This window comes from Emcibacter sp. SYSU 3D8, assembly GCF_039655875.1.
Taxonomy (GTDB): Bacteria; Pseudomonadota; Alphaproteobacteria; order SMXS01; family SMXS01; genus RI-34.
In genome coordinates this window covers 98,625-118,997 of sequence record NZ_JBBYXK010000003.1, presented here as the reverse complement: position 1 = coordinate 118,997, position 20,373 = coordinate 98,625, and the positions used below count along the sequence as shown (strand labels likewise).

The following is a 20,373-nucleotide window of genomic DNA, read 5'->3' as shown; positions in this document are numbered from 1 at the left end:
CGCCGCCCGCAGCCCAAACCAGCGGACAACGGCGACGGTGGAGGAAGAGGCGGCCGGAGGGGGCTGCCTCTTCCGCTTATCGCTCCAGTCCCATATAGGCGGGATCCACCTCGTTGATGGAACAGGCCGGAGACGCGTAGTCGCCGGGTTCCTCGGCCATGCGGAGCACCCGCGCCTCGAAGGGCCGCAGGACGCGGCCGTGGCCGTCGTAATTGCCGGTCACCATCATGCCGTCCCGGCCCAGGTCGCCGATGTCGACGGCGGCGGCGGATACGTTGAGCATCACCAGCAGCAGCACGTCGTCCAGCGCCCGGACATAGGCGAAAATGTCCGGATTTCCCGCGTCGACGGGTACGAAGTCGCCATGAACCAGCGCGGGCGTGGCCTTCCTCAGGGCGATCATCCGCCGGTAATGGTGGTACACCGAACCCGGATCCGCCCGTTCGGCGGCGACGTTGGTGACAGCATAATCGGGATTGGTTCGAATCCACGGCGTGCCTGAAGTAAAGCCGCCATGGCGCGAGGCGTCCCATTGCATGGGCGTCCGCGCGTGGTCCCGGCTGACCTGCATGTGTTCGGCAAGGAACTCGTGCTCGGCGCGCCCTTCGGCGAGGGCCGCCGCCCAGCCGTTCCGGGCGACGATATCGCGAAATTCGCCGATGGCCTCGAACGGCGTGTTGATCATTCCGATCTCGTCGCCCTGATAGATGTAGGGCGTACCGCGCAAGGTCAGCAGCATGGTCGCGAACAGCGTGGCGGCCGCCCGCCGGTGCGCGCCCGTGTCACCGAACCGCGACAGCAGGCGCGGCAGATCATGGTTGCCCAGATAAAGGCTGTTCCAGCCTCGCCCGGCCAGCGCCCGGTCCCAGCGGATCAGGATGTCCTTCAGGTCGGACAGGCGCCACGGCGCGGGACGCCAGAAATCGTCGGGCATGCGGTCCAGCCCGGCATGGTCGAAATGGAAGATCATGTCGAGTTCGCCGCGCTCGGCCGCCACGTAGAGCGGCGCGTCTTGCGCGCTGACGCCGGGCGCCTCGCCCACACTCATCACCCCCAAAGGCGCCAGCACCTCGCGGCGCATTTCCTGCAGATAGAGATGCACCTTCGGACCATTGGCATAGAACTCGAAATGCACGCCGGCTTGCGGGGTATCGAATGGCTGCTTGGAAATGAACGAGATCACGTCGAGCCGAAAGCCGGCCACGCCCTTGCCGGCCCAGAACCGCATGACGTCGTAGAGCTCGCGCCGCAGTGCCGGGTTCTCCCAGTTCAGGTCGGGCTGCCCGGGCGCGAAGAGGTGGCAGTACCAGTCGCCGGTCGGCTCGTTCCGCGTCCACGCGCTGCCGCCGAACACGGCACGCCAGTCGTTGGGCGCGTCGCGCCAGAGATAATAGTCGCGGTACGGGCTGTCCTTCGACGCCCGCGCCGAGCGGAACCACGGATGCTGGTCCGAGCTGTGGTTGAACACCAGGTCCATCATCAGCTTCAGGCCCCGCGCGCGCATCTCCGCCACCAGCCGGTCGAAATCCTCCATGGTGCCGAATTCGGGCGCGATGGCGCGGTAATCCGACACGTCATAGCCGTTGTCCACATTGGGCGACGCACAGACCGGGCACAGCCAGACGATGTCGACGCCCAGCTCGGCCAGGTAATCCAGCTTTTCGGTAATGCCCCGCAGGTCGCCGATGCCGTCGCCGTCCGCGTCACGGAAGCTGCGCGGATAGATCTGGTAGACGACGGCTTCCTTCCACCAGGCCCCGGCGTCCGCCTCAATAGGCATTGGAGAAGCGGGTCATGTCGACCCTCTCGCGCGTGCTGCCCCAATCCCCTGGACCCGGCTCGAACAGGCCGGGAATGGCGGTGCCGCAATTGTCGCAGCGGCCATGGGCGTCGAGGTGCCAGTCGGACAGCAGGTGCCAGTCGCGGCCGACCAGCCGCTCGCCGCAGCACGGACAGTAGGTGCTTTGCCGGCCTACATCGTGGACGTTGCCCACATAGGAATAGTTGACGCCGTTGGCGCGGGCGATGCGGCCCGCGCGGATCAGCGTCTCGTGCGGCGTGCGCGCCTTGTCGAGCATGCGGTAGTCCGGATGGAACGCGGTGAAGTGCAGCGGCACGTCCGGACCCAGATTCTCCATCACCCACTGGGTCATGGCCTGGATCTCGGCTTCGCTGTCGTTCTCGCCGGGGATCAGCAGGGTGGTGATCTCGAACCAGACGTCGGTCTCGTGCCTGAGATATTTCAGGGTCTCGAGCACCGGCTGGAGATGGCCCTTGGTGACCCTCCAGTAGAAGTCCTCGGTAAAGGCTTTCAGGTCCACGTTGGCGGCGTCCATGTGGCGGTAGAACTCGGCGCGCGGCTCGGCATTGACGTAGCCGGCGGTCACCGCCACCGATTTTACCCCCACCTCGTGACAGGCCTGTGCGATATCGATCGCATATTCGTGGAAGATCACCGGGTCGTTGTAGGTAAAGGCCACCGACCAGCATCCGGTGGCGACGGCGGCTCGCGCGATGGCCTCGGGCGAGGCGGCGGCCGCCAGCTTGGACGCCTCGCGCGACTTCGAAATGTCCCAGTTCTGGCAGAAGGTGCAGGCCAGGTTGCAGCCCGCCGTGCCGAACGACAGGACCGGCGTTCCCGGCAGGAAATGGTTCAGCGGCTTCTTCTCGATGGGATCGATGATGAAGCCCGACGAGCGGCCATAGGTGTCGAGCTGGACCTTGCCGCCGTGGGCCGAGCGCACGAAGCACAGCCCGGCCTGGCCCTCGGCCAGCTTGCAGGCGCGCGGGCACAGGTCGCACTGCACCCGCCCGTCGCCCAGCGCGTGCCAGTAGCGGGTCGGATGGCCCGTGTTTGCCGTTTGGTCTGCGCTCGCCATATGGCTATTCTAAAGCGCTTTCAGCCAGGGTGAAATCGCCTTGGCACCCGAAAGGCACGGCAGCATTGCGCTGGTGCGGGCCAAAGGATTGGGAACTGGACATGAATGTCGACGCCAACCGCGTGAAGCAGCCAGGCGTGGCCGGCCTGTTCTATCCGGCCGACCGTGAAGCCTGCGCCGCCCAGGTCGACGCGTGCCTGAAGGCCGCGCGGCCAGCCTCGGTCGACGCCAAGGTGCTGGTCGCGCCACATGCGGGCTTCGTCTATTCGGGCATGGTGGCGGGCACCGCCTATGCGACGCTGAAGGAGCGGCGCGACATCATCAATCGCGTGGTGCTGCTGGGGCCGAACCACCGGGTCGGTTTCTCCGGCCTGGCGCTGTCGACCGCCGAGCGCTGGGCGACGCCGCTGGGCGAGATTCCCGTCGACCTGGACGCCATGGCGCGGCTGCGTGCCCTGCCCGGCGTGATGGTTGCCGACGAGCCCTTCGCCCAGGAGCACAGCCTGGAGGTACATTTGCCGTTCCTGCAGGCGGTGCTGGGCGAATTCTCCCTGGTGCCGGTGCTGGTCGGCAACGCCGGCCCCGAGGAGGTCGCCCGGGTGCTGCGCGAATGCTGGGGCGGACCCGAGACGCTGATCGTGATCTCGTCGGACCTGAGCCATTTTCACGACCACGAAACCGCGACCCGCATGGATGGCGAGGCGGCCCAGGCCATCGAGCTGCTGCGCCCCGACCTGCTGAAGGACCAGCAGGCCTGCGGCAATCGGCCGCTGCGCGGCCTGATGCTGGAAGCCCGCCGCCGCGACCTGCGGGTGACGGCGCTGGACGTGCGCAATTCGGGCGACACCCGCGGCAACAAGGAGCGGGTCGTCGGCTATGGCAGCTTCGCCCTGGAATATGCCGAAACCGCCCGCGTCGGCGACGGGGACCGCCGGACGCTGCTCGACGCGGCGGTGGCCTCGATCCGCTACGGCATCCAGCACGGCAAGGAACCGAACGTGACGCTGAAAAACGTGTCGCGCCCGGTGCTGGCCATGCGCGGCACCTTCGTCACCCTGACCCTGGACGGCAGGCTGCGCGGCTGCATCGGCAGCGTCGTCGCCAACCGGCCGCTGATCAACGATGTCGTCTCCAATGCCTACAAGGCCGCCTTCGCCGACCCGCGCTTCCCGCCGCTGACCGCCGCCGAGCTGGACCGGCTGGATGTGGAGATCTCCATCCTCAGCCACCAGCGCCCGATTTCGTTCGACAGCGAGAAGGCGCTGCTGGCCGCGCTCCGCCCCGACCGGGACGGGCTGGTCATCGGGGACGATGGCAAGCGCGCGCTGTTCCTGCCCACGGTATGGCAGACGCTGCCGCACCCGCGAGATTTCCTGCTCCAGCTGAAGCGCAAGGCCGGCATGGCCGACGACCACTGGTCGGACAGCTTCAAGGCCAACCGGTTCACGACCGAGACGTTCCACCGGCATTTCGGATAGGGCGGGAGTCTACCTCAAAGCTGTCATCCCCGCGCATGCGGGGACCCAGGCGGGGCAGGGGCTCCGGCCACACTGCGCCTCGATCACAAAGAACCTCGTTCTATAGCCGGAACCCAGCCCTATGAAGAACTGGGTTCCCGCGTGCGCGGGAATGACGGCCGATGGTTGGCTAACTCTATTCCGCCGCGTTCGCCGCCACATTCAGCGGCTCGGCCGCGTGGTGCCAGGGTTTTTCCTCGTAGGGCTCCATCATCGGTACGGCACGCAGGTGCTCCGGAATATTCTCGACGCCGATCATCCGGTCGATGGACTCATGCGCATAATAGATGCGCCGTTCCATGTAGCTGAGCCGGTAGCCCTTGAAGCCGGGCGAGAGCACCGCCTTCTGCTGCCATTCGAGGAATTGCAGGTCCTCGGCCATCACGATGTCCCAGAACGCCAGCAGCGGGTCCCAGCCCGCCGGGCGCGGCGCGTCGCCCCAGTCACGGCCGAAATGCACCACGTCGACGCGGGTGCGGGTCCGCGAGATCGGCCAGAACATCAGGAACTGGCGGGCGGTCTCTCCCACCGGCGTGATGATGTTGGGGAAGATGTTGTGCGAGACATGATAGTCGCGGGCGATTTCGCCGGCCGGCACATTGGGCATGGTCACCACGTTGCCGTCGCCGTAGCCGCGCAGCTTGCGCTGCTTGGCGGGCGGCGCGTTGGTCGGACAGGTCATGCGGGTATGGCCGTTGGGCAGCAGGCCCATCACCGCGCCGCGGTGATCGAGCGACTCGCCCACCGTCGTCGGATGGATGCCCTTGATGTGATAGACCTCGAGGAATGCATCCATGGTGAGCTTCCAGTTGCAGTCCAGGGTGTAGGACTTGATCTCGGCCGGGCGCAGCTGGTCGATCTCGAACTGCTGGAACTCGTCGGCGATCATGCCGAGCCATTCGAGCAACGGCGGCGCGTTCTGGTCCTCGTTGACGAACACGAAGGGGCCCCACATCTCGCAGCGCACTTCCTGCAGGCCGAGCGTGGACTTGTCGAACGGCGCGGGGAAATCGCGCTCGTCCATCACGGAAATCAGGCGGCCCTTGGTGTCATAGGTCCACTGGTGATAGGTGCAGCGCAGCAGCGACTGCTTGCCGCAGGCCTCGCGCACCAGCGGCGCGCCCCGGTGCGAGCAGACGTTGTAGAACGCCCGGATCTTCTGGTCCTTGTCGCGGATCAGGAAGATCGGCGCGTCGGGAATGTCGAGCAGCACGTAGGAGCCGACCTCGGGAAGCTGGCTCTGGTGCGCGGCATAGAGCCACACCTTCGACCACAGGTGCTGCTTCTCCAGCTCGAAGAACTCCTGGCTGACATAGCGGCCCGGTGGCAGCGGTGGCAGCGCCGGGAAATCCGCGGGCGGCCCCTCGCGGTCCTGCTCCCACTTCATCCGCGCCTTCAGATTCGCAATCGACTTGGGATCGTCCATCGCCCGTTCTCCCCGGCAAGGTCCTGCTCAAGTATGACGCCCGTTTTACCATCACGCGAGCATAATAGGAATAGTAGATTATGTGCCAATTTTAGTAAACCGTCCTGACGGCAGGCCGACGCCAAAACGGTTCTGGACGCCTCATAGTTTAGGCGGAACAATGCCGCCGACTGTCCCTGGGGAGAATTCCATGTCCGAACCCGTGCTGCTGGTCGAGAAGACCGGCGAGATCGCCACCGTCACCCTCAACCGGCCCAGCGCCATGAACGCCCTGTCGCGGGAGCTGCGCGGCGCCATCGCGGCGGCGGTGGACGAGCTGGAGGCCGATCCCGCAATCCGCGTGATGATCCTGACCGGCGCCGGCAAGGCGTTCTGCGCCGGCCTCGACCTGAAGGAGCTGGGCCAGAAGGGCCTGTCCAATCCCAACGACACCATCACCTTGGGCGATCCCGTCCGGTCGCTGGGCAAGTTCAGCGGGCCGATCATCGGCGCGATCAACGGCGTCGCCATCACCGGCGGCTTCGAGTTGGCGCTGGCCTGCGACGTGCTGGTCGCCTCGCCCAACGCCAGGTTCGCCGATACCCATGCGCGTGTCGGCGTAATGCCGGGCTGGGGCCTGAGCCAGAAACTGAGCCGCGCCATCGGCATCTACCGCGCCAAGGAGCTGTCGCTGACCGGCAACTTCCTGTCGGCCCCGCAGGCCGCGGAATGGGGCCTGATCAACCGGGTGGTCGCGCGCGAGGAGGATCTGCTGCCCACCTGCCGGCAACTCGCCCAGGACATGCTGTCGGTGATCCCCGAAATGCTGGTCAGCTACAAGGGCGTCATCGACGAGGGCTTCGCCCAGTCGTTCGGCGACGGCATGCAGACCGAGCAGCGCCGCGCCCGCGCCGCCAATGTGGCCGTGTCGCCCGAGGAGGTCGAGAAGCGCCGCGCCGCCATCCAGGCGCGCGGCAAGTCGCAGGTGTGAGCATGGTCCCGTTCCATTTCGGCATGACGCTGGACGTGCCGGCGACGACCGCGTGGAAGGTGCTGCGCGATTTCGGCTCGCTGCTGGCTTGGGTCAAGGGCGGCGACACCGCCACGCTGGAGACGACCGGCAGCGGCGTCGGCATGGTGCGCGACTTCACCCTGCCGCGCTTCGGCACCGTGCAGCACCGGCTGGACGAAGTGAACGAGGCCGAGCGCGCCATCCGCTATTCCCTGACCAAGGGGCGGCCGCTCGACATGAAGGACTACTGGACCCGCATCTCGCTGACCGACACGGGCGGCGGCCAGTGCCGGATCGACTGGCTCTCGGAATTCGAGCCCCATGACGGCGCCGACCCGGACGTCATCGCCGAGGGTCTCTCCGGCGCCTACCGCGACATGTCGGAGCGGCTGGCGGTCTACGCCAGCACGCTCTGACCCGGCCGTTCCCTCAGCCGAACGAGGTCGGCGTCATCTTGCGGGGGAAGTCGTCGCTGACCATGCGCTTGGGCCACAGGAACTGCAGCACGCACTTCTTGATCTTCCACTCGCCGCCGACCTTCTCGTAGTCCTCGTCATAGATGCCGTACCAGACCACCGGGTTGGCGCGCGGGTCGGGCTCGTTGGAAATGTCGTGCAGGTAGGTGCGACTGATGGCGTAGGTGTCGCTGGTCATCTCGATCCACATGTTCGTGGTCGCGTGGAAGCCGCCATAGGGGACCGCGTTCTTGAACACCTCGGCCCAGCCCTTGTGGATCTGGTCGCGGCCGGTCCAGGTGCCGTACGGGCCGAACACGCAGACGCAGTCCTCGGCGACGATCTGGGCCAGCGCCGGAATGTCGCGGCCATCCATCAGATGCGAGTACATCTGCTTCACCTTGCGGATCTTTTCGATCTCCAGCAGCTTGCGGAGTTCCTTGACCTCGTCGGCGGTAAAATCGCTCATGCTTTCAACTCCCCTGCGCGCGCTCCGGCCCCTCCGGAATCAGTCACGCGTGAAGGCAGACTAGCATGACGCCGCGGGCTTACAACGGGCGATAAGGACGCTACTGTGCGCCCGAACGGGAAGGAGATTGCTGTGGAGCAGGCCGCGGCCCTCGAAGGCACCTGGGACTACGTCATCGTCGGCGCGGGATCGGCCGGATGCGTGCTGGCCAACCGGCTATCGGCGGACCGTGCGGTGCGGGTGCTGCTGCTGGAGGCGGGCGGCAACGCCAACTACCACTGGGTGAACATCCCCATCGGCTACCTGTTCTGCATGGGCAATCCGCGCACCGACTGGCTGATGAAGACCGAGCCCGACGCCGGGCTGAACGGCCGGGCGCTGGACTATCCGCGCGGCAAGGTGCTGGGCGGCTGCTCCTCGATCAACGGCATGATCTACATGCGCGGCCAGGCTGCCGACTATGACGGCTGGCGCCAGCAGGGCAACACCGGCTGGGGCTGGGACGACGTGCTGCCCTATTTCCGCAAGTCCGAAGACTATCACAAGGGCGCCAGCGACCTGCACGGCAGCGGCGGCGAATGGCGGGTGGAAAAGCAGCGGATCTCCTGGCCGATCCTGGACGCCTTCCGCGATGCCGCCGAAGAGGCGGGAATCCCGCGCACCGACGACTTCAACAAGGGCACCAACGAGGGCTCGGGCTATTTCGAGGTGAACCAGAAACGCGGCGTGCGCTGGCACACGGCCAAGGCGTTCCTCGACCCGGTGCGCGCCCGGCCGAATTTGCGGGTCATTACCGGCGCCGAGACCGAATCCCTGGTGCTGGACGGCAAGACGGTCACCGGCGTCCGTTTTCGCCAGAACGGCGTGCTGAAGCAAGCCCGCGCCGAGGGCGAAGTGATCCTGTCCGCAGGCGCGGTCAACTCGCCGAAAATACTGGAGCTGTCGGGTATCGGCGACCCGGCCGTGCTGGACGGCTTCGGCATCCCGGTCGCCCACGCGCTTTCGGGCGTCGGCGGCAATCTGCAGGATCACCTGCAAATCCGCACCGTCTTCAAGGTGTCGAACACCGTCACCCTGAACCAACTGGCCGGCAGTCTGTTCGGCAAGGGCAAGCTGGGGTTGCAATATCTGCTGACCCGGTCAGGACCGCTGTCCATGGCGCCCAGCCAGTTGGGCATCTTCGCGCGCAGCGACCCGCGGCTGGAGACGCCCGACCTGGAATATCACGTCCAGCCGCTGTCGACGAACAAGCTGGGCGAGCCGCTGCACACATTCCCGGCGGTCACCGCCTCGGTCTGTAATCTGCGGCCCGAAAGCCGCGGCACGATCCACATCAGATCGGCGGACCCGCGACTGCCGCCCGCCATCAAACCCAACTACCTGTCGGCCGAGAACGATCGCCAGGTGGCGGTGCGCTCGATCAAGCTGACCCGCCAGCTCATGGCGGCAAAGGCGATCGCGCGGTTCGAACCCACCGAGGTGCTGCCCGGCGCGCAGGTGGCAACGGACGCCGAACTGCTGGCGAAAATCGGCGATATCTCGACCACCATCTTTCATCCGGTCGGCACCGCGAAGATGGGGGATGGGCCGGACGCCGTGGTCGACGCCCGGCTGCGGGTTCACGGCCTGACGGGGCTGCGCGTCGTCGACGCCTCGGTGATGCCCACCATCGTCTCGGGCAACACCAACTCGCCCGTGATCATGATCGCCGAAAAGGCGGCGGACATGATCCTGGCGGATCGCCGGTCCTAATCGGGCCTGGCCGGCGCGCCAGGCGGGTCGCCTACGCCATTGCCGGTGCTGGGAGCGCTGGGCGAGCCCATGGACGTGCCGTCCGGTGCACTCGGCCGGTTGACGTCGCCCGCGCGGCCGGCTGCGCCGGGGGTGCCGTCAGCGTCCCTTTCGACCGCGACCCAGGCGCCGCTCCGGTTCAATACGCCCTGGGCAGCCGGACAATCCTGCAGATATTCGTAGAGGTCGCTCGCCAGATCGGGATCGTTGGTGCAGTGCCTTACGCCGGGACGGTCATCGTCCGTGGTTCGATCGGCAGCATGGACATAGGTACCAGCACCCATCGTGAGGGCGCACGCGGCGGCAAACATCGTAACGCGAAACGGTGACATGGCATGTCTCCCTGGTCAGGTCGCCCCCAACCGGGCAAAAACCACCGGACAGACGATTGGTTCCGTCAGGTCGCCACGTCCAGGATTTCGCGCAGCTTGGCCGCGATGGCCGCCCTGGGAAACGGCTTGGTCAGCAATTCCACACCCGGGTCGAGCCGACCTTCATGGCCCATGATATTGTCGGTGTACCCCGACATGAACAGCACCTTGCACGACGGCACCCGCGCAACCACGGCGCTGGCCACCTCCGGACCGCTCATGCCGGCAGGCAGCACCACGTCGGCCAGGATCAGGTCGGGCGCCAGCCCGCCGTCGATCAGGTCCATCGCCTCGGGTCCGCTGCCGGCGCCGTGCACGATATAGCCCAGGCCGCCGAGGATCCGGCTGATGCCGGCGCGCACCGTGGGCTCGTCCTCGACCAGCAGGATGGTTTCACCCTGCGCCTGCGCCGGTTTCCTGGTGCGAACCGGAATCTGTGCAAGGGACTGGGCGCCGGTGCGGGGGAACAGCATCCGCACGCTCGTCCCCTTGCCCTCCTCGCTTTCGATGCTGACATGTCCGCCCGATTGTTTGGCGAACCCATACACCATGCTGAGGCCGAGCCCGCTGCCCTGTCCCGCGGGCTTGGTGGTGAAAAACGGGTCGAACGACCGGGCGGCCACTGCGGGCGGCATGCCGCAGCCATTGTCGGTGACCGTGATCGACACATAATCGCCCGGCCGGAGTCCCTCCATATCCGCCACATCCGCCTCGTCGAGCCGGGTGTTTGACGTCTCGACTCTCAAAATGCCGCCGCCGGGCATGGCATCGCGCGCGTTGAAGGCGAGGCTGACCAGCGAATTGGCGAGTTGGGTGGGGTCGACCTCAGCCGACCAGGCATCGCCCGCCAGCGATGTCCGGACGTTGATGGAATCCGGCAATGTCCGCTTCAGCTGCTGGAAGGTATCGCCGACCAGCGTATTGATGTTGGTGACTTTCAGCTGCAGCGGCTGCTTGCGCGAGAACGCCAGCAACCGGTTCGACAATTCGGCGCCGTGCTTCAGCGCCTCCAATGCCAGGCTCATGGAATCGACCGCCGCAGGGTCGTCGCCGAGGTGATCCTCGACCAGTTCCAGGTTGGTTTGCACGGACATCAGCATGTTGTTGATGTCGTGCGCGACGCCGCCCGTGAGATTGGACAGCGTTTCCATCTTCTGCGCCTGCCGCAGACTCTCCTCGGTTGCCTTGCGCTCGGACACGTCCTGGATGCTGCCGACGAAGTGGGTCCTGCCGCCGGTGGTCATCTGGGCGACGCTCAGTTCCATGGGGAACGTCTTGCCATCCTTTCTCCGGCCGAGAAGCTCGCGGGTGCCCGTGCCCACCACATTACTGCTGCCGGACCCCAGGAAGCGGGCGATATGGCCATCATGGGCCTTCTGTTCGGGCTCGGGCATGAGCATGGACACGTTGGCGCCGACGGCGTCGTTCTCCGCATAGCCGAAGATGCGCTCGGCTTCCGGATTGAACGACCTGATGATGCCGTTCTCGTCGATGGTCATAAGCCCCACCGCCGCCGCATTCATGATCGTCCTGGTGCTGTCCTCGAGGGCGGCGAGCGCGCGGATGTTGCGTTCCTGACGCCGTCGCCCGATCGCGAACAGGGCGGCGATCACGGCGATGAGCATGGCAACCCCGGCTCCTGCCGCGCGATAGCCCCAGACCCGGGCGATCCAGTCGCGGGCGTCGACATCGATGCCCAGGACAGCCACCGTCTTGCCGGTGGCGGGATCCAGGATCGGAGCCTCGCCGGAAACCCACACACCCCACTGATCCTCCGCCATCGGCTCGACGAAAGGCTGGCCGGTGCGCAGCACGGTTTCAAATCCCGACGCATCGTCCCGGTAGATCTGACCGGGCGGTGAATAGTCCGCCGAGCCGACCGTCCCCGCATCGGCCAGGAATCGCCAGTCCCCGGCCGATTTGGCAATCAGGTAGATGAACTGCGAATCGGGGATCGATTGCCGCATGCGCGCCAGCGCCGCCCGGATGTCACGGAACTCTCGGGTGCCGGTGAGGCCGTCATAGTCGGTACTCGCGGCCAGCGCAGCCACGTCGGCGGCCTCCAGCGAGGCAGCGGCCATCACGGCGAGGTCGCGCAGCCTGCGCTCCTCCAGCCTCGTGCCATAAAAGTTCGCGGCAAAAATCAGCACCGCACCGGTCAGCAGCAGCGCGGCGGCGACCGAAATCTCCCATTTGGATATGCGCGTCATGGCCCAGGCAGTTCTTGGTTCCGAAGCAGCCTATCACAGGCTCGCGCCGGTCAGGTTCGGCTTTCCGCGATCATGCGCGCCAGGTCCGGGTTGTGCCAGTCGCCGACCGGACGCTCGTTCTCGGCATCGTACAATTTCGTATGCACCTTGAAGCGGTCCGTCCACCTGGCGACCAGCTCGCCCAGTTCCGGCGCGCAGAGATGGGCGGCGAGCGCTTCCTCGTCACGCCAGATCTGCAAGGTGATGATCGTGCCTGCCGCGGCATCTTCGAGAGCGAAGGAATAGAAGTGGCAGCCGTCCTCCTGCAGCGTCCGGTCGATACCCGCGCGCAGGTCGGCCAGCAGGTCATGGACCAGCGACGGGTCGGTCTCCAGCCGTCCGGTAGCTATCAGCATCGTCATCTCCCTCGGATATCCAGACGATAGGTGCCGCCGTCACGGGCAATGCGGCCGGCGGTCGGGTCCGGCCAGTGGGTGCCGATCACCAGCGTCGGCGTGTCGGCCAGGGTCGCGAACACGCCCTCGCGCGTCTGCGCCGACTGGGCGGGATCGAAGTCCGATGTCAGCGACCACTCGGGATGGGCCAGCTGGCAGGGATGATGGATGAAGTCGCCGGTGATCAGGCCACTCTCGCCCCGCGAGTCGATGCGGATGCTGACGTGGCCAGGCGTGTGGCCCGGCGTCGGCACCAGCCGCACTTCATCGCACACCACATGATCGGGCGTCACCAGATCCACCAGTCCGGCCGCCAGCACCGGCCTGATCGAATCGACCATGACGGCCCGGTTCATGTCGCGCGCCCATTGCTCCTGGCCATCGTCGGCGCCTTCGGTGTCGAGAAAGCCGAATTCGCTGCGCTCGATCAGGTACCGGGCGTTCGGGAAGGTCGGCACCCATTGTCCGTCGACCAGCATGGTGTTCCAGCCGACGTGATCGAGATGCAGATGGGTGCACAGCACGGTATCGAAGAACTCCGGTGCGAAGCCTGCCGCTTCCAGATCCTGCAGGAAACCTGTCTGCAGCATGTGCCAGATGGGGAATGCCTCGCGCGGCTTCTCGTTGCCCACGCAGGTATCGACGATGATCCGGCGCGACGGCGTCTCGATGACCAGTGCGTGAATGCTGAACTTCAGCACGCCGTCTTCGGTCAGGAAGGGGCGCAGCCAGTCGTAGCGCAGCACCGCGTCGGGCGTCGCGTCCGGCAGGAAGGCTTCCAGCCCCTCGAAAGTCGATTCGACAATCCGGGTGACGGTGACATCGCCGATTTTCCAGCGCATCCGGGTCTCCTAAAGGTGGGTGTGGCCGTGGGTTCGGCGAACCGCATGGATTTGGTCCATGCGCATTGTCCGTCTAGGCGGGCTTCCACTCGCGCTCGTAGCGCTCGAGATCGTCCTTCAGCGGATTCCGGCGCAGGGTAAGGCCGCCATTCACCTGCAGGTCGTCACCGGTCATGAAGCACTCGTCGCTGGCCAGCCAGACGGCGGCGGCGGCAATGTCCTCGCAGGTGCCGTAGCGGCCCATGGGCGTTGCGTCGGCGAAGCAGGCCTTCATCCAGTCCGGGATGTCGCCTTCATAGGCGCCGTGATGCATGGGCGTGTCGGTGTGTCCGGCGGCGATGGTGTTGACCCTGATGCCGCGGCGCCCGAACTGGTTGGCGACGGCGCGCACCACGTGATCGATGCCGGCCTTGGTGCCCATATAGGCGTCGAAGCCGCCGTCGACGGTGGTCGAGCGCTGGGCTACCGCCGAACTGAGCTGGATGATCGATCCACCGGTATCGAGCATGGCCTGCACCATGGCCTGCAGGAAAAAGAACGCCCCCTTGAACTGCAGCGCGATCAGGGTATCGAGGTCCTTCTCCTGGAAGTCGAGGAACGGTCCGCCCAGCGCCAGGCCCGATGAATTGACCGCGATATCGACCTTGCCCATCTTCTGCTTGCCGAATTCGGCCAGCGCGTAGAGGTCGTCCTTCCTGGTGATATCGCAGGTCGTCGAAAACCCGCCGATCTCCTCCGCGAAGGCGGCCGATGCCTCGGCCCTGCGGCTGGCGACGACCACCTGGGCGCCTTCCTTGCGGTAGCGCCGGGCGATGGCCTGCCCCATATTGCCGGTGTCCGACGCGCCGATGATGATCGCGGCCTTGCCGTCAAGCTGACCCATGATTGTCTCCCCTGTCCCGTTTGCGCGCCGCTTTCGCATCTCCCCGATGCCGCCGCGTTGGTCATCCTAGCATCGCTTTTAATTGTGCAATTGTGCAATAAAAAATATACTGCGTCCGAATACGGGGAAGGCACAACCATGAACGACGTCCTGAAGACTCTGACCAAGGGCCGCGCGACGCCGTCCGCGCAGGAGATGGTCCACCGCGACGGCAAGCCGGTGCCGCCGGTGTTCGAGTTGGTCAGTCCGCGCTTCCTGGGCGACGAGGACATCCCGTTCGAGCGCTATACCAGCCAGGCTTTCTTCGACCGCGAGATGGAGCGCATGTGGACGCGGACCTGGCAGTGGGCGTGCCGCGAGGAACACATTCCCGAGCCCGGCGACTATTACGTCTACGAGGTGGGGCGCCATTCGGCGCTGGTGGTGCGCCAGGACGATGGATCGGTGTCCGGCTTCATCAATTCCTGCATGCACCGGGGCACCAAGTTCGCCATGGGCGGCATGATGGGCAGCGTGGCCGAGTTGCGCTGTCCGTTCCACGGCTGGACCTGGTCGCTGGACGGCGAGCTGCAACGGGTTCCCTATGGCTGGGACGCGCCCCATGTGAAGGAGCGGGACTTTTCCCTGCCGCGCGTCAGCGTGGGTCTTTGGGGCGGCTTCGTGTTCGTGAACTTCGACCCCGATGCCGCGCCGCTGAACGATTATCTGGCGCCGCTGCCCGAGCATTTCGCCAATTTCGCCATGGCGGACCGGTTCGTGGAACTGCACATCGAGAAGGAGCTGTACTGCAACTGGAAGGCCGGCAAGGAAGCCTTCATCGAGAACTACCACACCCAGGAAACCCATCCGCAGCTGCTGCTCGGCTCCGACGACGAGGGCACCCAGTACGATGTTTTCAGCGACAACGTCTCGCGCTTCTTCTGCGCCTTCGGCGTGCCCAGCCCGCTGATCCAGCCGCGCCCCACCGAACAGGAGCTGATCGACACCATGCTGGTGGGCGACCGGACCATCCTGGGCGACGCCATGATTGTCGGCGAGGGCGAGACGGCGCGGATCGTCATGGCCCGCGTCCTTCGCAAGAGTCTGGGCGATACCTACGGTGTCGATCTGAGCCGCTACACAGACACCGAGATGATCGACGTCTCGCAATACGGCGTGTTTCCCAACATGATCCTGTTCCCGCAGCTGTCGCTGCCCATGGTCTACCGTTTCAGGCCCATCGGCAACGATCCCAACCGGACGCTGTTCGAGCTGCTGATCCTGCGCCCGGTGCCGGACAACGGCCCGAGGCCCGAGCCGGCCGAGCCATTCAGGCTGAGCGAAGCGGACAGCTACACCACGGTGCCGGGCTTCGACCCGATCCTCGGCCATGTCTACGACCAGGACACCAACAACCTCCGCGCCCAGCAGGAAGGCTTCCATGCGGCGCGCAAGAAGGGCGAGACCCTGCTGAACTACCAGGAGGTGCGGGTCAGGTTGATGCACCAGACGCTGGACAAGTATCTGGAGGGCTGAGCGTCATTTCGGCAGTGGTGAAACACTGTTCTAAATTAAAGCGCCGTCATTGCGAGGAGGCGAAGCCGACGCGGCAACCCAGTCTCTCCGCCCGGCGATTATGCGGCGGAGAGACTGGGTTGCCGCGCTTCGCTCGCAATGACGGGTAGAGGTTTTTAGCTTCTAGGCTTGAACAGAATCTCCGGCGAGGCCTGGTTGACGTCGGTCAGGCCGGTGAGGCCCACCGACACATCCAGTTCGTAGCGGATGATGTCGAGCGCCTTGGCCACGCCCTTCTGGCCGGCGGCGCCGAGGCCGTAGAGATGGGCGCGGCCCAGCAGCACGCCTTTGGCGCCCAGCGCCATGGCTTTCAGGATGTCCTGGCCCGAGCGGACGCCGCCGTCGAGCAGCACTTCGCCCCGGCCGTCGACCCCTTCGACCACGTCGGGCAGCATGGAGATGGTGGATGCCGAACTGTCCAGGTGGTTGCCGCCGTGATTGGAGACGCTGACGGCGTCGGCGCCTGATTCCATGGCGAGGCGCGCGTCCTCGCGGTCGCAGACGCCCTTGATGACCAGCTTGCCCGGCCAGATCGACCGCAGCCACTCGATGTCTTTCCAGGTGACCGAGGAATCCAGCTGGCCGATGACCGCCGGAATGGTCGCCTCTTCCTTCATCCGGCCGGTGAAGTTGTGGAATGCCACCGGCTTGCCCTTGAGCGCCCGCCAGACCCACATGGGACGCGTGACGAACTTGGCGATGAAGCTGGGGGTGAGCGGCGGCGGCAGGTCGACGCCGTGGCGCGTCATGCGGCTCTGCAGGCCCGACACCACCCAGGTGACGGTGAGGACCAGCACCGGCGATCCGGCGGCCTTGGCCCGGTCGACGAAGTCCTGCACCAGGCCGCGGTCTTTCAGCATGCACATCTGGAACCAGACCGGACCGGCCGCCTTGGTCACTTCTTCCAGGGTCGAGACCGACATCATGCCCAGGGTGAACGGGATGCCGAATTCCTTCGCCGCGCGGGCGGCCGCGATCTCGCCATCGCCGCCCCACAGCATGCCACTGAGACCGGTGGGCGAGATGGCCGCCGGCATGGCGCAGGGCTGACCAAGGATCGTGGTCGACAGCGAGCGGACAGACACATCCTTCACCACCCGCTGGCGAAACCGGATCTTCTCGAAGTCCTGCACGTTGGCGCGCAGGGTCACCTCGCTGAACGCGGCGCCGTCGACGAAATCGAAGATGGGGGCCGGCAGCTTGCGGCGGGCTTCGTCGCGCAGGTCCGCGATGGTGGCGATCTTGTCCATGGTCCTCCCCAAACATCAGATGGCCGGCCGGACCATGGCGTCCGGCCGGCCACTACTATCGCAGGCAAAAACCGTCGTGTCGCTCAGTACCGCCAGGTAACCTCAACAGGACGGTACGCGCCGGCAATGCCGGCGCTAACCGTGCCCCCTGGCCGCCAGGGCGCTGCCGATCATGGCGCTGTAGTCGAGCGTCCGGGCCGCCTCGGCAGCCTCAGGCGAGTCCGATTGCGGGCCGGGAAGAATGCCGAACCCGCCGACGAGCCGGTTCATGAAACTGAACAGGCAGCACACCGCGATTGCGTCGTGGAAGGCTTTTTCGTCCCACCCGGCGTCGAATACCGCATCGGCATCGGCCTGGGTCATCCGGTGGGGCGTGAGGGTGAGTTTGCGAATATAGCGAAGGACGGGCTTGAGACGCTCGTCCACCCGGGCCTGGTCGATGTCGCCCAGCAGATCCTCGATGGTCTCGTGCGACACCCCGAGCGACTCGGCGATGAATGCGTGCCCGCCGCGGCAATACTGGCATTCATTCAGCCCGGATGTGTAGACCGCGATGATCTCGCGTTCCTTGTGGCTCAGGCTGGACGGCCCCCGCATGATGGCGTTGATCGTCTGGACCCAGGGCTGGTAGATCGCCGGATGCGCGGCGAAGACATCCACGGCGCTGGCGTCGTCAGGCATGGATTTCACGAATGGCATATCGAATCTCCTTCGGTTCCCCGTAGTGAGCGATGGCGCCGATACGGCGGCGAAATCCCGGTAGCCGGGTTCACTGCACGCAGTATCGGCGCCGCGCCACGGTCCAGATACTAATAACGCCAGGTCACCTGGAACTGGACGGTCCGGGGCAGCGAGGCAAGGGCAAGCTGGTCGGCCTGGATGCCGGCGGGCGTGCCGGTTCCCGAGCCGGTGCTGGGATTGGCCTGCACACCGCCAAAGTAGAACTGGTTGGTCAGGTTGCGGCCGATGATCGCGAATTCCCAGCGGTCGTCGTTGCTCCGCAGACGAATGGAGGCATCGAGATTGGCATAGGCGCGTTGCAGCGACAGCGGCGCGCCGAAGCTGGACCCGAGATATTTCGAGCTGTACCGGCCATCCACCGACATGCCGAGATACCAGTCGGCGCCGAACGGCATTTCGTAGTTGATGCCAAGCGCGGCGGTGACCTTGGGCGCAACGGCGGTCGGGCTGCCGCTGAGATCCTGGCCGGGGCCGCCCTGGAAAACGAGCGTGCAGCCATCGGCCGGCGTCTGTCCGTCGTAGCAGGGCGCGATATAGTTGGTGAACCGGGCCCGGTTGAAATTGAGGCTGCTCCGCATGGTCAGCCCGGGGACCGCATCGGGCGCATATTCGGCTTCGATCTCGACGCCCTTCGTCCGCGCCGAACCCGCATTGGTCGTAATGAACTGGAACGTGATGGAGTTGAAGAAGTCCACCTGGAGGTTCGTGTAATTGTAGGTGTAGGCGGCCACGTTGAGCCGCAGCTGACGGTCGAACAGCAGCGTCTTCAATCCGACCTCGAACCCCTTGGCCTTTTCGGGTCCGAACGACACGTCGCTGGGTATGGTCGCCGATGTGATCAGGGCGCTGTTGGAGAAGCCGCCCGACTTGTAGGCCGTCTTGTAGGCGCCGTAGACCGACACGTCGTCGGTCACGCTATAGGTGATGGTGGCTTCCGGTGACCAGTCGTTGAACGTCTGATCGCCGAAGATCGGTGCGTTCTCCGGGAAGACACCCTGAAGCAGCACGTTCACATAGGTCTGGTTGAGGAAGCTCTTCTTGGTTTCGTGGGTGTAGCGAACGCCGCCAGCCAACTCGAGATCCGGCAGCACGTACCACTTGGCCTGGGCAAAGCCGGCGATGGTCTCGCCCTTGGTCACCGAAGGCTTGTCATAGGCCAGATAGCGGCGCTCGATCGGCTGGCTCGAATCCTCGATGCCGCCGAAATTCGCGGCCTGCCGGTGATCGCGCTTGGTGTCCTGGTACAGCATGCCGACCATGAAGTTGAACGGCCCGTCGAAGGTGGATTGCAGCCGGGTCTCGTTGGAGAAGGCCTCCCAGATCGACAGCTCGGTGGCGGCGATGAAGGCCAGCGGCGTCGACAGGTTCTGGCACGAGCAGCCCCAGTTGTTCCGGTTCCGCTGGTAGTTGGAGACAGAGGTGATGGTGAGATTGTCGAATTCGTAGTTGATGGTGCCCGAAACCGAATAGGACTGGTAGCGGTTGAAGGGCGACCCGTCGTCGCGGCCGTACTTGATGTTGCCGGCCACGTCCTCGGGGAAGTAGTTCAGATAGACGTCGAAGTTCTTCTTGCAGGGCACGTCGGGATTGAACGACGCGGTGCCTGTCGGGCAGGCGAAGAGCACGTAGTTCCACGCATTCGATTCATCCACCGTATTCATGTAGCTGGCCTTCAGCGTCGCGGTCAGCCGGTCCGACGGGGTGAACTTGATGGTGCCCCTGAGGAATTGTTCGCTGGTGCCGGGCGCGCCGCGGTCGAGCTTGCGCGACAGATGCGGGTTCAGATTGAACGTGGCCGCATCGAACGTGTAGTTGGTCACGTCGAAACCGCTGTTGTTGAAGTAGCTGCCGAACATCTCGCCGACGCGGACCGCGAGCCGGGCGCCGACCTTGTCGGACAGCGGGCCCGACACGAAGCCCTCGGTCACCAGGTTCTCGGAACGCGCCTCGAAGCCGATCCGCGCCATGGCCTCGAATTCGTCGCCGGGATCGGCGGACGTGATCGAGATCACGCCGGCGGTCGCGTTCTTGCCGAAGAACAGCGACTGGGGTCCTTTCAGCACCTCGATCCGCGACACATCGAACATGGCTTCGTTGATGGTGCGGCCCTGGCCGTAATAGACACCGTCCATGACGACCGCGACCGACTGCTCGATGCCGATCGAGGTGGGCATCGAGCCGATGCCGCGCATGGTCAGCTGCGCGCCGCCACCGTTCGACGCGCGGCCGATGATCAGTTCCGGCGTGGACGTGGCCAGCTTTTCCAGGCTGACCAGGCCATAGCGATCGATCTGCTCGGGCGAGAACACGGTCGCCACGATCGGCACCTTCTGGAGCGATTCCTCCTGTTTGCGCGCCGTGACCAGAACTTCTTCCACGCCGCCCTTGCGGACGAATGGCGCGGGCTGCTCGGATTGCGGCTCGGCGGCCAGTGCGGCCCCCGGGGCCAGCGATAGCGCCAGGCAACCGGCGCCGATCGCGGACAGAACCTTGTGACGGATCGACATGATATCCTCCCCAGACATCTTTATTGTTCATCAGGTGAACAAAATAAAATTCA

17 protein-coding genes are annotated in these 20,373 nt (G+C 65.5%); 5 read left to right on the top strand and 12 right to left on the bottom strand.

Annotation, left to right across the window (positions count from 1 at the left end; translation table 11 throughout):
• Positions 1 to 76 precede the first annotated feature (76 nt).
• Positions 77 to 1,780 (bottom strand): alpha-glucosidase, encoded by a 1,704-nt coding sequence (locus WJU21_RS11690; protein ID WP_346323615.1) that lies wholly within the window; start codon positions 1,778 to 1,780, stop codon positions 77 to 79.
• A complete protein-coding gene (gene amrS / locus WJU21_RS11685) occupies positions 1,770 to 2,879 on the bottom strand; it encodes an AmmeMemoRadiSam system radical SAM enzyme (protein WP_346323614.1) in 1,110 nt (369 codons plus the stop codon). Before amrS ends, WJU21_RS11690 begins: the two co-directional genes overlap by 11 nt.
• A gap of 101 nt (positions 2,880 to 2,980) precedes the next feature.
• Between amrS and amrB the strand changes: the two genes are divergently transcribed.
• Positions 2,981 to 4,357 carry an AmmeMemoRadiSam system protein B gene (amrB, locus tag WJU21_RS11680; RefSeq protein ID WP_346323613.1) on the top strand — a complete coding sequence of 459 codons (1,377 nt, stop codon included), beginning with the start codon at positions 2,981 to 2,983 and terminating at the stop codon, positions 4,355 to 4,357.
• Between the two features lie 175 nt (positions 4,358 to 4,532).
• Here amrB and WJU21_RS11675 read toward each other — a convergent pair whose 3' ends face one another.
• Positions 4,533 to 5,822 carry an aromatic ring-hydroxylating dioxygenase subunit alpha gene (locus WJU21_RS11675; protein WP_346323612.1) on the bottom strand — a complete coding sequence of 430 codons (1,290 nt, stop codon included), beginning with the start codon at positions 5,820 to 5,822 and terminating at the stop codon, positions 4,533 to 4,535.
• A gap of 190 nt (positions 5,823 to 6,012) precedes the next feature.
• On the opposite strand from WJU21_RS11675, the gene WJU21_RS11670 reads away from it, so the two are divergent.
• Positions 6,013 to 6,792, top strand: a complete 780-nt coding sequence (locus WJU21_RS11670) for an enoyl-CoA hydratase (protein ID WP_346323611.1) — start codon at positions 6,013 to 6,015, stop codon at positions 6,790 to 6,792.
• A gap of 2 nt (positions 6,793 to 6,794) precedes the next feature.
• The gene (locus tag WJU21_RS11665) at positions 6,795 to 7,229 is read left to right on the top strand and encodes an SRPBCC family protein (protein WP_346323610.1); all 435 of its coding nucleotides are present in this window, start codon (positions 6,795 to 6,797) and stop codon (positions 7,227 to 7,229) included.
• 13 nt (positions 7,230 to 7,242) lie between these two features.
• Here WJU21_RS11665 and WJU21_RS11660 read toward each other — a convergent pair whose 3' ends face one another.
• Positions 7,243 to 7,737 carry a nuclear transport factor 2 family protein gene (locus WJU21_RS11660; RefSeq protein WP_346323609.1) on the bottom strand — a complete coding sequence of 165 codons (495 nt, stop codon included), beginning with the start codon at positions 7,735 to 7,737 and terminating at the stop codon, positions 7,243 to 7,245.
• 132 nt (positions 7,738 to 7,869) lie between these two features.
• Here WJU21_RS11660 and WJU21_RS11655 point away from each other — a divergent pair, with 132 nt between their 5' ends.
• The gene (locus WJU21_RS11655; RefSeq protein ID WP_346323608.1) at positions 7,870 to 9,489 is read left to right on the top strand and encodes a GMC family oxidoreductase N-terminal domain-containing protein; all 1,620 of its coding nucleotides are present in this window, start codon (positions 7,870 to 7,872) and stop codon (positions 9,487 to 9,489) included.
• Here the strand turns inward: WJU21_RS11655 and WJU21_RS11650 are convergent.
• The 5 genes from WJU21_RS11650 to WJU21_RS11630 all read right to left on the bottom strand — a co-directional run bounded on the left by WJU21_RS11650 (position 9,486) and on the right by WJU21_RS11630 (position 14,268).
• On the bottom strand, positions 9,486 to 9,860 hold the full coding sequence (locus WJU21_RS11650; RefSeq protein WP_346323607.1) for a hypothetical protein: 375 nt from the start codon (positions 9,858 to 9,860) through the stop codon (positions 9,486 to 9,488). The genes WJU21_RS11655 and WJU21_RS11650 overlap by 4 nt on opposite strands.
• A 65-nt stretch (positions 9,861 to 9,925) precedes the next feature.
• Positions 9,926 to 12,109 carry a PAS domain S-box protein gene (locus WJU21_RS11645; protein ID WP_346323606.1) on the bottom strand — a complete coding sequence of 728 codons (2,184 nt, stop codon included), beginning with the start codon at positions 12,107 to 12,109 and terminating at the stop codon, positions 9,926 to 9,928.
• A gap of 50 nt (positions 12,110 to 12,159) precedes the next feature.
• Positions 12,160 to 12,504 carry an antibiotic biosynthesis monooxygenase gene (locus tag WJU21_RS11640; RefSeq protein WP_346323605.1) on the bottom strand — a complete coding sequence of 115 codons (345 nt, stop codon included), beginning with the start codon at positions 12,502 to 12,504 and terminating at the stop codon, positions 12,160 to 12,162.
• 2 nt (positions 12,505 to 12,506) lie between these two features.
• Positions 12,507 to 13,385, bottom strand: a complete 879-nt coding sequence (locus WJU21_RS11635; protein WP_346323604.1) for an MBL fold metallo-hydrolase — start codon at positions 13,383 to 13,385, stop codon at positions 12,507 to 12,509.
• Positions 13,386 to 13,458: 73 nt separating this feature from the next.
• Positions 13,459 to 14,268 (bottom strand): SDR family oxidoreductase, encoded by an 810-nt coding sequence (locus WJU21_RS11630; protein ID WP_346323603.1) that lies wholly within the window; start codon positions 14,266 to 14,268, stop codon positions 13,459 to 13,461.
• A gap of 138 nt (positions 14,269 to 14,406) precedes the next feature.
• On the opposite strand from WJU21_RS11630, the gene WJU21_RS11625 reads away from it, so the two are divergent.
• Complete coding sequence (locus tag WJU21_RS11625; RefSeq protein WP_346323602.1) at positions 14,407 to 15,783, top strand: aromatic ring-hydroxylating dioxygenase subunit alpha; 1,377 nt, start codon at positions 14,407 to 14,409, stop codon at positions 15,781 to 15,783.
• A 155-nt stretch (positions 15,784 to 15,938) separates the two neighbouring features.
• Here the strand turns inward: WJU21_RS11625 and WJU21_RS11620 are convergent, their stop codons facing one another.
• From WJU21_RS11620 to WJU21_RS11610, 3 genes are all read right to left on the bottom strand, one after another.
• A complete protein-coding gene (locus WJU21_RS11620; protein ID WP_346323601.1) occupies positions 15,939 to 17,072 on the bottom strand; it encodes an alpha-hydroxy acid oxidase in 1,134 nt (377 codons plus the stop codon).
• Positions 17,073 to 17,207: 135 nt separating this feature from the next.
• Positions 17,208 to 17,771, bottom strand: coding sequence for a peroxidase-related enzyme (locus WJU21_RS11615; protein WP_346323600.1), 564 nt, complete (start codon positions 17,769 to 17,771; stop codon positions 17,208 to 17,210).
• A gap of 110 nt (positions 17,772 to 17,881) precedes the next feature.
• Positions 17,882 to 20,320, bottom strand: a complete 2,439-nt coding sequence (locus tag WJU21_RS11610; protein WP_346323599.1) for a TonB-dependent receptor — start codon at positions 20,318 to 20,320, stop codon at positions 17,882 to 17,884.
• Positions 20,321 to 20,373 lie beyond the last annotated feature (53 nt).

What these genes read in the sequence shown, in the direction of transcription:
- WJU21_RS11690 (WP_346323615.1), bottom strand. Translation starts at nt 1,780, where the DNA reads ATGCCTATTGAGGCGGACGCCGGGGCCTGGTGGAAGGAAGCCGTCGTC.
- amrS (WP_346323614.1), bottom strand. Translation starts at nt 2,879, where the DNA reads ATGGCGAGCGCAGACCAAACGGCAAACACGGGCCATCCGACCCGCTAC.
- amrB (WP_346323613.1), top strand. Translation starts at nt 2,981, where the DNA reads ATGAATGTCGACGCCAACCGCGTGAAGCAGCCAGGCGTGGCCGGCCTG.
- WJU21_RS11675 (WP_346323612.1), bottom strand. Translation starts at nt 5,822, where the DNA reads ATGGACGATCCCAAGTCGATTGCGAATCTGAAGGCGCGGATGAAGTGG.
- WJU21_RS11670 (WP_346323611.1), top strand. Translation starts at nt 6,013, where the DNA reads ATGTCCGAACCCGTGCTGCTGGTCGAGAAGACCGGCGAGATCGCCACC.
- WJU21_RS11665 (WP_346323610.1), top strand. Translation starts at nt 6,795, where the DNA reads ATGGTCCCGTTCCATTTCGGCATGACGCTGGACGTGCCGGCGACGACC.
- WJU21_RS11660 (WP_346323609.1), bottom strand. Translation starts at nt 7,737, where the DNA reads ATGAGCGATTTTACCGCCGACGAGGTCAAGGAACTCCGCAAGCTGCTG.
- WJU21_RS11650 (WP_346323607.1), bottom strand. Translation starts at nt 9,860, where the DNA reads ATGTCACCGTTTCGCGTTACGATGTTTGCCGCCGCGTGCGCCCTCACG.
- WJU21_RS11645 (WP_346323606.1), bottom strand. Translation starts at nt 12,109, where the DNA reads ATGACGCGCATATCCAAATGGGAGATTTCGGTCGCCGCCGCGCTGCTG.
- WJU21_RS11640 (WP_346323605.1), bottom strand. Translation starts at nt 12,504, where the DNA reads ATGCTGATAGCTACCGGACGGCTGGAGACCGACCCGTCGCTGGTCCAT.
- WJU21_RS11635 (WP_346323604.1), bottom strand. Translation starts at nt 13,385, where the DNA reads ATGCGCTGGAAAATCGGCGATGTCACCGTCACCCGGATTGTCGAATCG.
- WJU21_RS11630 (WP_346323603.1), bottom strand. Translation starts at nt 14,268, where the DNA reads ATGGGTCAGCTTGACGGCAAGGCCGCGATCATCATCGGCGCGTCGGAC.
- WJU21_RS11625 (WP_346323602.1), top strand. Translation starts at nt 14,407, where the DNA reads ATGAACGACGTCCTGAAGACTCTGACCAAGGGCCGCGCGACGCCGTCC.
- WJU21_RS11620 (WP_346323601.1), bottom strand. Translation starts at nt 17,072, where the DNA reads ATGGACAAGATCGCCACCATCGCGGACCTGCGCGACGAAGCCCGCCGC.
- WJU21_RS11615 (WP_346323600.1), bottom strand. Translation starts at nt 17,771, where the DNA reads ATGCCATTCGTGAAATCCATGCCTGACGACGCCAGCGCCGTGGATGTC.
- WJU21_RS11610 (WP_346323599.1), bottom strand. Translation starts at nt 20,320, where the DNA reads ATGTCGATCCGTCACAAGGTTCTGTCCGCGATCGGCGCCGGTTGCCTG.